The 13,891-nt window shown below is 71.2% G+C and carries 9 protein-coding genes; 2 read left to right on the forward strand and 7 right to left on the reverse strand.

What is annotated here, in order from left to right; genetic code table 11:
- Positions 1–15 precede the first annotated feature (15 nt).
- The 6 genes from kdpB to AB0L71_RS04605 form a co-directional block, all read right to left on the reverse strand.
- On the reverse strand, positions 16–2,142 hold the full coding sequence (gene kdpB / locus AB0L71_RS04580; RefSeq protein WP_365237736.1) for a potassium-transporting ATPase subunit KdpB: 2,127 nt from the start codon (positions 2,140–2,142) through the stop codon (positions 16–18).
- Positions 2,142–3,806 (reverse strand): potassium-transporting ATPase subunit KdpA, encoded by a 1,665-nt coding sequence (gene kdpA / locus AB0L71_RS04585; protein WP_365237739.1) that lies wholly within the window; start codon positions 3,804–3,806, stop codon positions 2,142–2,144. Before kdpA ends, kdpB begins: the two co-directional genes overlap by 1 nt.
- A 12-nt stretch (positions 3,807–3,818) precedes the next feature.
- A complete protein-coding gene (kdpF, locus tag AB0L71_RS04590; RefSeq protein ID WP_365237741.1) occupies positions 3,819–3,908 on the reverse strand; it encodes a K(+)-transporting ATPase subunit F in 90 nt (29 codons plus the stop codon).
- 237 nt (positions 3,909–4,145) lie between these two features.
- Positions 4,146–6,668 carry a DUF4118 domain-containing protein gene (locus AB0L71_RS04595; protein WP_365237744.1) on the reverse strand — a complete coding sequence of 841 codons (2,523 nt, stop codon included), beginning with the start codon at positions 6,666–6,668 and terminating at the stop codon, positions 4,146–4,148.
- A 144-nt stretch (positions 6,669–6,812) separates the two neighbouring features.
- Positions 6,813–8,630: an APC family permease gene (locus AB0L71_RS04600; RefSeq protein ID WP_365237746.1), complete on the reverse strand. Its 1,818-nt coding sequence runs from the start codon at positions 8,628–8,630 to the stop codon at positions 6,813–6,815.
- A 171-nt stretch (positions 8,631–8,801) separates the two neighbouring features.
- Positions 8,802–9,374: a TetR/AcrR family transcriptional regulator gene (locus AB0L71_RS04605; protein WP_365237748.1), complete on the reverse strand. Its 573-nt coding sequence runs from the start codon at positions 9,372–9,374 to the stop codon at positions 8,802–8,804.
- Positions 9,375–9,468: 94 nt separating this feature from the next.
- Here AB0L71_RS04605 and AB0L71_RS04610 point away from each other — a divergent pair, with 94 nt between their 5' ends.
- The gene (locus AB0L71_RS04610; protein ID WP_365237751.1) at positions 9,469–11,016 is read left to right on the forward strand and encodes a carboxylesterase family protein; all 1,548 of its coding nucleotides are present in this window, start codon (positions 9,469–9,471) and stop codon (positions 11,014–11,016) included.
- 60 nt (positions 11,017–11,076) lie between these two features.
- Here the strand turns inward: AB0L71_RS04610 and AB0L71_RS04615 are convergent, their stop codons facing one another.
- Positions 11,077–12,639: a FadD3 family acyl-CoA ligase gene (locus tag AB0L71_RS04615; protein ID WP_365237753.1), complete on the reverse strand. Its 1,563-nt coding sequence runs from the start codon at positions 12,637–12,639 to the stop codon at positions 11,077–11,079.
- A 92-nt stretch (positions 12,640–12,731) separates the two neighbouring features.
- On the opposite strand from AB0L71_RS04615, the gene AB0L71_RS04620 reads away from it, so the two are divergent.
- Positions 12,732–13,880 carry a lipid-transfer protein gene (locus AB0L71_RS04620; RefSeq protein WP_365237755.1) on the forward strand — a complete coding sequence of 383 codons (1,149 nt, stop codon included), beginning with the start codon at positions 12,732–12,734 and terminating at the stop codon, positions 13,878–13,880.
- The last annotated feature ends 11 nt before the right edge of the window (positions 13,881–13,891 follow it).

A 13,891-nucleotide genomic window follows, 5' to 3' on the forward strand; every position in this document is an offset into this window, starting at 1 on the left:
GTCGTTGGCCGGCTGTCAGCGCAGGCCGGGGACGAACTGGATGACGAGGTCGAGCAGTTTGATGCCGACGAAGGGCAGAACGAGCCCGCCGAGCCCGTACACCAGGATGTTCCGGCTGAGCAGTTCGGCCGCGGCGGACGGGCGGTAGCGCACACCACGCAGCGCGAGCGGGATCAGCCCGATGATGATCAGCGCGTTGAAGACGATCGCGGAGGCGATCGCCGACGTCGGGCTGTGCAGGCGCATGAGGTTGAGCCGGTCCAGGCCCGGATAGACGCCGGCGAACATCGCGGGGATGATCGCGAAGTACTTCGCGACGTCGTTGGCGATCGAGAACGTCGTGAGCGCCCCGCGGGTGATCAGCAGCTGCTTGCCGATCTTCACGATCTCGATGAGCTTGGTGGGGTTGGAGTCCAGGTCCACCATGTTCCCGGCCTCCTTGGCGGCGGAGGTACCGGTGTTCATGGCGACGCCCACGTCCGCCTGGGCGAGGGCCGGTGCGTCGTTGGTGCCGTCCCCGGTCATCGCGACCAGCTTGCCGCCCTCCTGTTCGCGTCTGATCAGGGCCATCTTGTCCTCGGGCGCGGCCTCGGCGAGGAAGTCGTCCACGCCGGCCTCCTGGGCGATCGCCTTCGCGGTGAGCGGGTTGTCGCCCGTGATCATGACGGTTCTGATGCCCATGCGGCGCAGTTCGTCGAAGCGTTCCCGCATGCCCTCCTTGAGGATGTCCTTCAGGTGGATGACGCCCAGCACCCGGGCGGTCCGTACCGTGCCGTGCCGGGTCACCTGGCCCACGACCAGCGGGGTTCCTCCGCTCGCGGAGATGCCGTCGACGAGGTGTCCCACGTCGGCGGTGGGGTGCCCGCCGCTCTCCCGGACCCAGCGCATCACGGCGGTCGCCGCTCCCTTGCGCAGCGAGCGGCTCTCCCCCGCGTCGACGAGGTCGACGCCGCTCATCCGGCTCTGGGCGGTGAACGGGACGAACTCGGCCCCCTCCAGTTCGCCCGGGCCACGGCCGCGCAGCGCGTAGCGCTCCTTGGCGAGGACGACGATCGACCGGCCCTCGGGTGTCTCGTCCGCGATCGAGGACAGCTGGGCGGCGTCGGCGAGTTCCTCGACGCTCACCCCCTGCACCGGCAGGAACTCCGCCGCCTGGCGGTTGCCCAGGGTGATGGTGCCGGTCTTGTCGAGCAGCAGCGTATTGACGTCACCGGCGGCCTCCACGGCGCGTCCGGACATCGCCAGGACATTGCGTTGGACGAGCCGGTCCATGCCGGCGATGCCGATGGCCGAGAGCAGCGCGCCGATCGTCGTCGGGATGAGGGCCACGACCAGGGCCACCAGGATGACGAGGGGCTGCTCGGCGCCTGCGAAGACGGCGAAGGGCTGCAGGGTCACCACGGCGATCAGGAAGACGATCGTGAGCGAGGCGAGCAGGATGTTGAGCGCGATCTCGTTCGGGGTCCGCTGCCGGGCCGCCCCCTCCACCAGGGCGATCATCCGGTCGATGAAGGTCTCCCCCGGCTTCGAGGTGATCCTCACGACGATCCGGTCCGAGAGCACCTTCGTGCCGCCGGTGACCGCCGACCGGTCGCCGCCGGACTCGCGGATCACCGGGGCGGACTCACCGGTGACGGCCGATTCGTCGACGCTCGCGATGCCCTCGACCACGTCACCGTCGCCCGGGATGATCTGGCCGGCCTCCACGACCACCAGGTCCCCGGGCCGGAGTTCGACCCCTGGAACCACTTCTTCCACATGGTCGGCCGCACCGGGCCGCCAACCGGTCAGCCGACGCGCGGTCACGGTGGTCCGGGTCCGGCGCAGGGTGTCCGCCTGCGCCTTGCCGCGGCCCTCCGCCACGGCTTCCGCCAGATTGGCGAAGACGACCGTCAGCCACAGCCAGACGGTGATCACCCAGGCGAAGACACTGGGTGATCTGATGGCCGAGAACGTGGTCAGCACCGCGCCGGCCTCCGCCACGAACATCACGGGGTTGCGGACCATGTGGCGCGGATCGATTTTGCGGAACGCGTCGGGGAGGGACCGCAGCAGTTGCTTCGGGTCGAGCAGTCCGCCCGCGACCTGCTGGGGCCGGCGGCCCGCCCCCTGCGGGGCGGGTGTGGAGACGGTGGTGGGCATCAGTGCAAACCCTCCGCGAGGGGTCCCAGGGCGAGCGCCGGGAAGTACGTCAGGCCGACGACGATGAGGATCACGCCGGTCAGCAACCCGACGAACTGCGGCCGATGGGTGGGCAGGGTGCCCGCGGTGACCGGAACGGGCCGCTGTCCGGCGAGCGAGCCCGCCAGCGCCAGGACGAACACCATCGGCAGGAACCGGCCGAGGATCATGACCGCTCCGAGGACGGTGTTGTACCAGACCGTGTCGGCGCCCAGGCCGGCGAAGGCCGAGCCGTTGTTGTTCGCCACCGACGTGAGCGCGTACAGGACCTCCGAGAAGCCGTGGGGACCGGAGTTGAGCATGGCCGCCCGCTCGCCGGGGAACGACATGGCCAGTGCCGCCCCCGTGAGCACCAGGGCGGGCGTGGTCAGGATGTAGAGCGAGGCGAACTTCATCTCCCGGCCGCGCAGCTTCTTGCCCAGGTACTCGGGTGTACGGCCGACCATCAGTCCGGCGACGAAGACGGCGACGACGGCCAGGATCAGGATCCCGTAGAGCCCGGAACCCGTGCCACCGGGGGCGATCTCGCCCAGCATCATGTTGAAGATGGTCATTCCGCCGCCGCCCGGCGTGTACGAGTCGTGGGCGGAGTCGACCGCCCCGCAGGACGTGAGGGTGGTGGACACCGCGAACAGCGCCGAGGACCAGATCCCGAACCGGGTCTCCTTGCCCTCCGTCATCGCTCCCGCCGTGTGGCCCGCGGTGCTGCTGACACTGTGCAGTTCGTTGGCGGTCACCAGGGCGACGGATACGGCCCAGATCACCGCCATCACGGTGACGGTCGCGTACCCCTGACGGTGGTCGCCGACCATCGCGCCGAAAGTCCGCGGCAGCGAGAACGAGATCACCAGCAGCAGATAGATCTCGATCAGGTTCGTCCATGCGCTGGGGTTCTCGAAGGGGTGCGCGGAGTTCGCGTTGTAGAAGCCGCCGCCGTTGGTGCCCAGCTCCTTGATGGCCTCCTGCGAGGCGACCGGGCCGCCGGTCAGGGTCTGGTGGCCGCCCGCGATGGTGGCGATGTCGTGGGCGCCGTGGAAGTTCTGGATGACCCCGGAGGCCACCAGGACGATCGCGAAGACGAAGGAGAGGGGGAGCAGCACGCGCAGCACGATCCGGGTCACGTCCACCCAGAAGTTCCCGACCCGGTCCGTCTGTTGTCCGGTGAAGCCGCGGATCAGCGCGGCCACGACGGCGATGCCCACGGCGGCGGAGACGAAGTTCTGCACCGTCAGGCCTGCCATCTGCACCAGATGCCCCAGCGTCGACTCACCCGAGTACGCCTGCCAGTTGGTGTTCGTGACGAAGGAGGCGGCGGTGTTGAACGCCAGGTCCGCGGGGACCGGCTTCATGCCGAGGGAGAGCAGGAGATGGCTCTGCAGTCGCAGGAACCCGTACAGGAACAGCACCGACACCGCGGCGAAGGCCAGCACACTGCGCAGATGGACGGGCCATCGCTGGTCGGTGTCGCCGTCCACGCCACCCACCCGGTAGATCAGGCGTTCCACCCGCCAGTGGCGCTCGGTGGTCAGCACGCGGGCCATGTGGTCGCCCAGGGGGCGGTACGACAGGGCGAGCGCGGCCACCAGGGCGATCACCTGGAGCCATCCGGCGAGCGTGTCGTCCATGTGGCTCTCCCCCTAGAACTTCTCGGGAAAGATCAGGCAGAGGACCAGATAGACCACCAGGCACACGGCGACCACCAGGCCGACGATGTTGTCCGCGCTCACAGGCGTCCGGCTCCCTTGGCGACCAGGCCGATGAGGGCGAACAGCACCACGGTCAGGCCGATGTAGGCGACGTCCGGCATGCGTGACACCCCGCAGAGCGGTCAGGGGCGTGGACGCCGGCCCAGCCCGATCGAGGCAGACTCATGAGCGTTTCTGACGCTATATCAGGCGTGATGGAAACGGCTCTGCCGCCCTGCGGTCCGACGGAGTGAAGGCCGCGTCCGGGCGCTGTCGGTCTCAGCGGCCGGCCGGGGCGGCGCCTCCCGGCGCGGAGCTCGGCAGGGTGAGCGTCGCCGAGAAGGCGGACTCGTCGGTGGCCGTCTCCAGGGTCCCGTCCATGGCCTCGACCATGTCGCGCGACAGACGCAGCGCCAGACTGTCGGCCCGGCCGGCCGGCGGCCCCCCGGACGGGCCCGTGGTCACCGGCTCCGCGGCGGCGCCGGGCGCCCCGTCGGCCACCCGGATCCTCACGCAGGTGTCCCGGACCTCCGCGGTGACGGCCGGGGGCCGGTCCGGTGGGCTGTGGCGCAGTGCGTCGGCTCCCAGGGCGGTCAGGGTCCGGGTGAGGAGGGCTGCGTCCGCGATCACATCGGGCATGTACTCCGGCAGCCGCAGCACGATCGAGTGGCCGCCGGGCCCCAGGTCGTCCAGCGCCGCACCCAGCACCTCGTCGAGGTCGACGGGGCGCAGATAGAGGTCGAGCGCCCCGGCGTGCAGACGGCTCAGGTCGTCGAGATCGGTGACGAGCTGCGCGGCACGGTGAACCGCCGCGCGGGCGGTGTCCAGCAGATGTGCCTGGTCCTGCCCGTGCCCGCCCGGACGACGGCTCCGCAGCCGTGCGAGCGACTCCTCGCCGGTGCGCAGCACGGCGCCCAGATCACGGCAGGCCGCGAGCAGCAGGGACGCCCGGGTGCGCTCGGCGTCGGCGAACGTGTCCGCGCCACGGTCGCCTCCTCCGGTGATCCGGCCCCGGGCGTGCGCCAGCCCCAGCTCGGCGGCGCAGGCGGCGAAGACCCGCCGGTCCTGCGGACTGAGCCCGGAGCCTCGCGCGGCCAGGGTGAGATCGTCGCCCACCGGGCTCTCCACGTCGGACTCGTACGGTCGCTCCGGCGGCAGCTCGCCCGCGCTGGCCACCACGTACCAGGCGGGGGCGGGCGTCGCCTCGGAGTCCCGTTCGAGCAGGCTCACGGCGCTGAGCGCGAAGTTCTCCCGGATCAGCTCCACCAGTGCGGGCAGGTCCTGACCGCGCATCATGGCCGCGGAGAGTCTGCTCAGCACACGGGCCTCCGCTGTCGCACGCGCGGCCTGGTGCGCCCGCCGGGCCGCCGCGGCCGCCACCGTGCCGACCAGGGCCGCCGTGGCGAGGAAGACGACGAGCGCGGTGATCTCGTCAGGACGCGCCATGTCGAACGAGTGGACGGGCGCGGTGAAGTAGTAGTCCGCTGTCAGTGCCGCCGCCAAGGCCGCGAACAGTGCGGGCCCGACACCGCCGACCAGGGCCACCACCACGACCGCCAGCAGATAGATCACCAGGTTGCTGGAGAGACCGAGACGGCCGCGCAGTGCGGTGAGTACGAGCGTGAGCACGGGGAGCAGGACCACGGCCCCGGCCAGCGCGCCCCAGTACCGGCGTGCGCCCATGCCGTGGCTCGCGCGCGGAAACCTCAGCCCTGCCGGCCCCGCGGCCTCCTCGTGGGTGACGATGTGCACGTCGACGGGGCCCGACCCCCTGATCGTCCGCTCGCCCACGCCCGCTCTCAGCAGCGAGGCCAGCCGGCCGTGCCGGCTGGCGCCCAGCACGATCTGGGTGACGTTCTCCGCCTCGGCGAACTGGAGCAGCGACTCGACCACGTCCTCGCCGCTGACCTGGTGATAGCTGCCGCCGAGCGTCTCCACCAGGGTGCGCTGGGCGGCGAGCACCGCCGGGTCGACCCGGGTGAACCCGTCCTCCGGCACCACGTGCAGGGTCAGCAGCTCCGTCCCGGGGGTACGGGCGCTGATCCGTGCGGCGCGGCGGATCAGGGTCTCGCCCTCGGGGCCGCCGCTCAGGGCCACCAGGATGCGCTCCCGGGTCTCCCAGGGGGCGACGATTCCGTGTGCGGCGCGGTAGCGCCGCAGCCCCTCCTCCACACGGTCGGCGAGCCACAGCAGGGCGATCTCGCGCAGGGCGGTGAGGTTGCCGACCCGGAAGTAGTGGGTGAGGGCGGACTCGATGCGGTCCGGAGGATAGATGTCGCCGTGCACCATCCGCCGGCGGAGCACCTCCGGCGGCAGGTCGACCAGTTCGATCTGGTCGGCCCGGCGGGCCACCTCGTCGGGCAGGGTCTCGCGCTGCCGTACGCCCGTGATCTGCCGGACCACGTCGTTCAGGGACTCCAGGTGCTGGACGTTGAGCGTGGTGACGACATCGATGCCGGCGGCCAGGAGTTCCTCCACGTCCTGCCACCGCTTGGCGTTGCGGGCCCCGGGAACATTGGAGTGGGCCAGCTCGTCGACGAGCGCGACCTGGGGGCGGCGGGCCAGTACCGCGTCCAGGTCCATCTCGGTGAACAGCGCCCCGCGATGGCTCAGGGCGCACCGCGGGATGATCTCCAGGCCCTCCGCCATGGCGGCGGTCGGCCGCCTGTCGTGCGGCTCGACGAGGCCCACGACCACGTCCGTTCCCAGCGAGCGCAGCCGCTGCCCCTCCGCGAGCATGGCGTAGGTCTTGCCGACCCCGGGGGCGGCCCCGAGGTAGATCCGCAACCGTCCACGTGGCACCGGCGGGCTCCTGCCGACTCGTCTCCCCCGCTGTTCTCCTCGCCTGTTCTCCGACCCTGTTCTCCTGCGCTGTCGGGCTCGCGCCTCCCATGGTGCACCCCGGGCCGCCGGGCGTCCCGCCACCGCCGGGGGCGAGGCAGCGGCTCAGACCCGGAGCCGGTAGGGCAGCATGCACACCACCACGTCGGTGTGGGTCCACAGGGCTGTGGCGAGGAGGAGGCCGCGCTGGTTCTGGAGGAACGCGTAACGGCGGTGCCGGGGTTCGACCTCGGGAATGAGAACGGAGATCTGACGCCCGTCCTCGGCGGCGCGCTCCACGTAGTGCACGATCGGCTTCACCAGGGAGCGGTGCGGGCTGTCGATGATGTCGAGCCGGATCCCCGGGTTCCAGCGGTCCCAGGAGTCCTGCAGGGCCCGCGCCCTGTCCGGGTCGGAGTGCACGGCGACGGCGACCACCTCGTCGCCCAGGGCGAAGGCGGTGCCGACGGCGTGCCGGGCGAGTTCGCTGACCTCGCCGAGCGGGATGATGACCAGGTTCGCGTGGCGCCGGTCCGGGGGCCGCGGGATCCGGCCCAGCTCCAGTTCCTCATGGACGTCGGTGTAGTAGCGCTGGATGCGGGCGAACAGCAGCATCATCAGCGGTACGGCGATCACGACCACCCAGGCGCCCTCCAGGAACTTGGTCGTGAGGAGGATGATCCCGGCCAGGGTGGTCAGCAGCGCCCCGAAGCCGTTGATCAGCGCGCGGTGCCGCCAGCCGTCGGGCTTCCCGCTCGCCCAGTGCCGGACCAGGCCGAGCTGGCTGATGGTGAAGCCGGTGAACACGCCGATGGCGAAGAGGGGGATCAGCCGGTGGGTGTCGGCGTCGGTCGCGATCAGCAGCAGGGCGGCCAGCACGGCCAGCGCCACGACTCCGTAGCGGTACACCGGCCGTTCGGCGCGCAGCCCGAACACATGGGGCAGGCGGTTGTCGCGGGCGAGCAGGCTCATGAGCACCGGGAGGCCGCCGAAGCTGGTGTTCGCGGCGAGGATCAGGGCGAGGGTGACGATGAGGTTGGTCGCGGTGTAGGCCCACCCGTCGCCGTAGGCGCCGGCAGCGAGCTGGGCGAGGACGGTGACGCCGCCGCGCGGGGCCAGGTGGTCGCGGCGGATCAGTACGGCGATCCCGATGAGCATCACACCGAGCAGTGCGCCGAGCATGAGTTCGGTGCGCTGGGCGCGTCTGACGCGGGGCGTGCGGAAGGTCGGCACGGCGTTGGCGATGGCCTCCACCCCGGTCAGCGCGGAGCATCCGGCCGAGAACGCCTTGAGCACCAGCAGGAGACCGAGCGTCTCGTGGGCCGGGAAGGACTCCGTCGTGCCGACCACGGCCACCGGGTGGGAGCGGAACAGGCCGAACACGATGACGCCCAGAACGGTCACGATGAACAGCACGGTCGGCACCATCAGCACCCGGGCGCTGTCGGCGACGCCGCGCAGGTTCACCGCCGTCAGCAGGGCCAGGCCGACCAGGCAGACCAGCAGCTTGTCGTGGCCGAGGGCGGGAAAGGCGGATACGAGCGCGTCGACACCCGCGGTCAGGCTGACGGCGACGGTCAGTACGTAGTCGACGACCAGGCTGGCCGCGGCGAGCAGGCTCGGCCGGGTGCCCAGGTCCTTCTTGGCCACGGCGTAGGCGCCTCCGCCGTCCGGGTGCGCGGCGATCACCTGGCCGTACGACACCACCAGGACGACGAGGAGGAGGACGATCACGAGAGTGATGGGCAGCGTGGTCGTGAGCGCCGTGGTCCCGGCGGCGACGAGAACCAGCACGATGGCCTCGGGGCCATAGGCGACCGAAGTCAGTGCGTCCAGCGACAGCGCCGCCAGTCCTTCCAGGCTCGTGAGGCGTTGCTTCTCGCCCTCGCCCGGGCGTAACGGAACACGCGGTTCCAGCTCGCGACGTGCCAGGCCAAACGCCATCGGAACCTCTCACCACGGCCGGTCGGACGGTCGGGACCAGTCTCCTGCGGGCCGCCCCTTCCCGCGTCGTGGTGATGGCCCGGTCGGGTCAGCCGGGGCGGGGAGAGCGTCCTGTCCGGTGGCGGCCGGTGAGCCAGGGAATGCTCCCCCGGAGCCCGGCCGGCGTACGGCTCAGCGTGCGAGTTCAGCCAGACCCCGGAGCCCTTCGAGAACCTCCCCGGCCGTGGGCGCGGCCCCCGGGTCACCGAGGTGCTGGATCAACAGGCCTGACATCAGGGCCATGTGAACGCTGCCGATGGTCCGCGCGGCATGCTCGGTGACCTGATCCTCGGCCACGCCGCCGAGGATCGCCGCCATGCCGCGGCGCCCCTGGCAGAGGCCGTCCGCCAGCGCGGCCCGCAGTTCGGGCTGCCGCCGAGCCTGCATGAACAGCTCCACCGAGGCCACCCACAGATCGGGATGGGCCCCGAAATCCGCGATCAGGCCCTCCCACATCCGCTCGAAGTGACGCCGGGTCGATCCGTCGGCATCGGGGACCAGGGCGCGACCCATCGCGTCCCCCCATTCGTCGAGGATCTCGAACAGGGCCTGGTTGAGGAGCGCCTCCCTGGAGCCGTAGTGGTAGCCGATGGCCGCCATGCTCACACCGGCCGCGGTGGCGATGTCCCGGACGCTGCTGCGGTCGTACCCCTTCTCCCGCAGACACGCCTTCGCGCCGATGAGCAAGGCTTCACGGTTTCCCATGCCAGGAAATTAGCACACCTCACGCGAACGCCTGAGGCGGTCGATTCATGCGAACGCATTGCGCGATCGATCTAATCCTTCTACGGTCCTTGCCATGACTCACACCAAGAGCGTTTCCGCAGGGTCCGTCGCCGCCCTGGCGTTAGGACTGGTGCTGGGGTCGGGGCTCGCCCCGACCGCCGCTGCCGCGACCCGGCCCGCCCAGTCCGGCAGCACGGTCGTCAGCACGACGCACGGCACGGTGCGTGGCAGCACCGACGGGCAGGTACGCAGCTTCCAGGGCATTCCGTATGCCGCCCCGCCCGTCGGCGAACGGCGCTGGCGGGCACCCGGGCCCGCGGCGGACTGGACGGGGGTGCGCGCGGCGACCGCCCCGGGCCCGGCCTGCGCGCAGCCGCAAGGGCTTCCGATCGGGGTCCCCAGCGAGAGCGAGGACTGCCTCTATCTGAACGTCACGACTCCGGCCGGGGCAGACGGAGAACGCCCGGTGATCGTATGGATCCACGGCGGCAGCCTGATGTACGGCACCGGCGACCTGTACGGACCCGAGCGGCTGGCCGCCGAGGGCGCGGTCGTCGTCTCGATGAACTACCGGCTCGGCGTCATGGGCTTCCTGAGCGACCCGTCCCTGCCCGGCGCGGACGGCCTCGGGCTCCAGGACCAGCAGGCCGCCCTGCGCTGGGTGCGCGAGAACGCCGCGGCCTTCGGCGGCGACCCTCGGAACGTCACGGTCATGGGCCAGTCGGGCGGTGGCTACAGCGTCTGCGACCACCTCGCCTCCCCCCTGTCGGCAGGGCTCTTCGACAGGGCCGTCGTGCAGAGCGCGCCGTGCGCCACCGGTGGCAGCCGCACCAGGGCGGAGGCGGAGGCCGACGCCGAGCGCGTCGTCGCGGCGGTGGGCTGCGAGAAGAACACGGCGCCCTGCATGCGCAAGGTGCCGGTGGCGACACTGCTGGAGGCGTACGGCGCGTTCAACGAGCCCCGCCCGGTGGCCGGGACGAAACTGCTTCCCCTTGCGCCCGCCCAGGCCCTGCGCACCGGGAAGTTCAACCGGGTGCCCGTGCTCGTCGGGGTCAACCACGACGAGGAACGCGGCAGGGTCCTCGGTGAGGAACTGGCCCCGGGTGCGGAACCGATGAAGTCCGAGGAGTACGGACCCGCCGTCCGGGAGCGGTTCGGCGACCGGGCCGACGCCGTGCTGAAGCGCTACCCCCTGAGCGCGTTCCCCTCCGCGGGCGAAGCCCTGGCCACGGTCCTCACCGACGCGATGTGGTCGGTCCCGGCACTCGACACCGCGCGCCTGCTGTCGCAGTGGACACCGACCCGGATGTACGAGTTCAGCGAGCGCGACACCCCGTGGTTCCGGGGGTACCCGGCCCCCAGCTTCGACCAGCGCGCCCAGCACATGGCCGAACTCCCGTACCTGTTCGACCTGTCCCTCTTTACGGACATCAAGGATGAGCAGGAACCCTTCCGCGAGCGGATGCTCCGCACCTGGGTGGGTTTCGCCGCCTCGGGCCGGACGGACTGGCCGGCCTTCCGCGGCGAGCGGGGATACGTGCAGTCGCTGTCCTCCCAAACCTGGACGCGCACGGACTTCACGGCCGACCACCGCTACGCCTTCTGGAAGAACCTCGGTTAGCGCCTCGTCCGGCTCGGGGTTCGAGCCGGACTCGCGCACCCCGGCTCGAACCCCGAGCCGTCAGACCCCCGCCCGCCCCCGCAGCTCCCCCTTCAGCACCTTGCCGCTCGCATTGCGCGGCAGCTCCGTCACGAACTCCACCGACCTCGGGACCTTGTAGTTCGCCATCTCGCGCCTCGACCAGGCGATCAGGTCGTCGGCCGTCACCGTCGCGCCCGGTCTGCGCACCGCGTACGCCTTGCCCACCTCGCCGAGCCGGGGGTCCGGAACGCCGATCACCGCCACATCGGCCACGTCCGGGTGCAGGCCGAGGAGTTGTTCGATCTCGGCGGGGTAGGCGTTGAAGCCGCCGACGATGAACATGTCCTTGATCCGGTCGGTGATCCGCAGGTTGCCGTCCGCGTCGAGGACGCCCACATCGCCGGTGTGCAGCCAGCCGTCGGGGGTGATCGTGGCCGCCGTGGTCTTCGGGTCCTCGAAGTAGCCCTGCATCACGTTGAAGCCGCGGACCAGGATCTCACCGGGGGCACCCGGTGCGGCCTCGACGCGGACCTCGGTGCCGGGGATCGCCCGGCCGGAGGTCGAGGCGATCGTCTCGGCCGGGTCGCCACGGCGGCACATCGTGACGATGCCGCTCGCCTCGGACAGGCCGTACGCGGTGAGGACGGTGGCGATGCCCAGCTCCCCGCGCAGGCGTTCGACCAGGCGCAGAGGGACCACCGCGGCGCCCGTCACCACCAGGCGGAGGGCGGAGAGGTCGTGCGCGTCCCGGGCCGGATGGTCCAGGAGGGACTGGTGGAGGGTGGGCGGGCCCGGCAGGACCGAGATGCGTTCGGCGGCGATGTTGGCCAGCACCGTGTCCACGTCGAAGACCGGCTGCGGGACCATCGTCGCGCCCCGCATCAGGCACGCGATGATGCCCGCCTTGTAGCCGAAGGTGTGGAAGAAGGGGTTCACGATCAGATAGCGGTCGCCCTCGCGCAGGTCCGCCAGTTCGCTCCAGATCGCGTAGCCGCGCAGGGTCTGGGCGTGGGTGATGACGGCCCCCTTGGGCCGGCCCGTGGTGCCCGAGGTGTAGATGATGTCGGAGGGGTCCGAGGGGGCGATGGCGGCGGCCCGGGTGCGCACCGACTCCGGGGACACCCGCTCCCCCGCCGCCAGGAAGTCCTTCCAGGTGACGTAGTCGTCGGGGGCGCCGTCCGCCAGCACCACCACCCGTTCCAGGTGCGGGAGCGGTAGGTCGGACCGGCGCAGGGACGCCACGTACGACGTGCCGAGGAAGGTGCCCGTGACGAAGAGCAGTTTCGCCCGGCTGCGTTCCAGGATGTACGCCGCCTCCGTGCCCTTGAAGCGGGTGTTGAGGGGGACGAGGACCGCCCCGGCCGTGACGGCGCCCAGGGCGCAGACGATCCAGTCCAGGGTGTTCGGGGCCCACACCGCGACCCGATCCCCCGGCTCGACCCCCGAGGCCATGCAGGCGGCGGCCGCCCGTTCGACGCGGTCGCCGAGTTCGGTGTACGAGATCCGGGTCCGGCCCTCGACGACCGCCTCCCGGTCGCCGTACCGCCGCGCCGCCGCGCGCATCAGCTCCGCAATGCTGCCCCACTCCTCGTCACCGCGCATCGATGCCCTCCCTGACGCAGTAGCTGACTATCCGTCAGATTAGCTGTACCCTCTGCCGCTGTCAGCAGTCGTGGCGGTCTCGGAGGTGGCGGGTGGCGGCGCTCAAGGACGTGACAGCGATAGCGGGCATAGGGCAGACCGCCTTCGCCAGGCAACTGCCCGAATCCGAGAGGACCTTGGCCTGCCGGGCCATCGTCGCGGCGCTCGACGACGCCGGGATCGAGGCGTCGGAGGTGGACGCCTTCGCCTCATACACGATGGAGGAGACCGACGAGGTCGAGGTCGCGAAGGCGATCGGCGCGGGCGATGTGACCTTCTTCAGCAAGGTGGGCTACGGGGGTGGCGGTTCGTGCGCCACGGTCGCGCACCTGGCCGCCGCGGTGGCGACCGGGCAGGCGAGCGTCGGGGTGGCCTGGCGTTCCCGGAAGCGGGGGTCGGGGCCCCGGCCCTGGAAGAACACCTCCGTGCAACTGCCCACCCCCGCCCAGTGGACCCGGCCCTACGGGCTGCTGCGGCCGGCCGACGAGATCGGGATGCTGGCGCGGCGGTACATGCACGAGTACGGGGCGACCCGTGACCATCTCTTCAACGTCGCCCTCGCCTGCCGCAACCGCGCCAACCAGAACCCGGACGCGGTGATGTACGAACGGCCGCTGACCCGCGACATGTATATGTCCTCGCGCTGGATCAGCGAGCCGCTCTGCCTCTTCGACAACTGTCTGGAGACGGACGGGGCACTGGCCTGCGTCATCGTCTCCGCCGAGCGGGCCCGCGACTGCCGGCAGAAGCCCGTCTACATCCACTCCGTCGCCCAGGGGCTGCCCGCCCAGCACCACGGCATGGTCAACTACTGGAACGACGACCCGCTCTCCGGCCCGGCATGGACGGCCGCCCGGCAGCTGTGGAAGCAGGCCGACTTCGGCCCGGACGATGTGGATGTCGCGCAGATCTACGACGCGTTCACCCCGCTCATCCCGCTCTCCCTGGAGGGCTACGGCTTCTGCGCCCGCGGCGAGGGCGCCGCGTTCACCGAGGGCGGGGCCCTGGAGAGCGGCGGGCGGCTGCCCATCAACACCGGGGGCGGCGGCCTCAGCGAGGCGTATGTGCACGGCTTCAACCTCATCAACGAGGGCGTGAAGCAACTGCGCGGCGTCTCCACCGCGCAGGTCCCGGATGCCGGGACCTGTCTGGTCACCGCCGGTGAAGGCGTTCCCACGTCCGCCGTACTGCTGAGGAACTGAGGAGTTGACCG

The sequence above is a fragment of the Streptomyces sp. NPDC052052 genome, from assembly GCF_040680455.1.
In the GTDB taxonomy this organism is placed as follows: Bacteria; Actinomycetota; Actinomycetes; order Streptomycetales; family Streptomycetaceae; genus Streptomyces.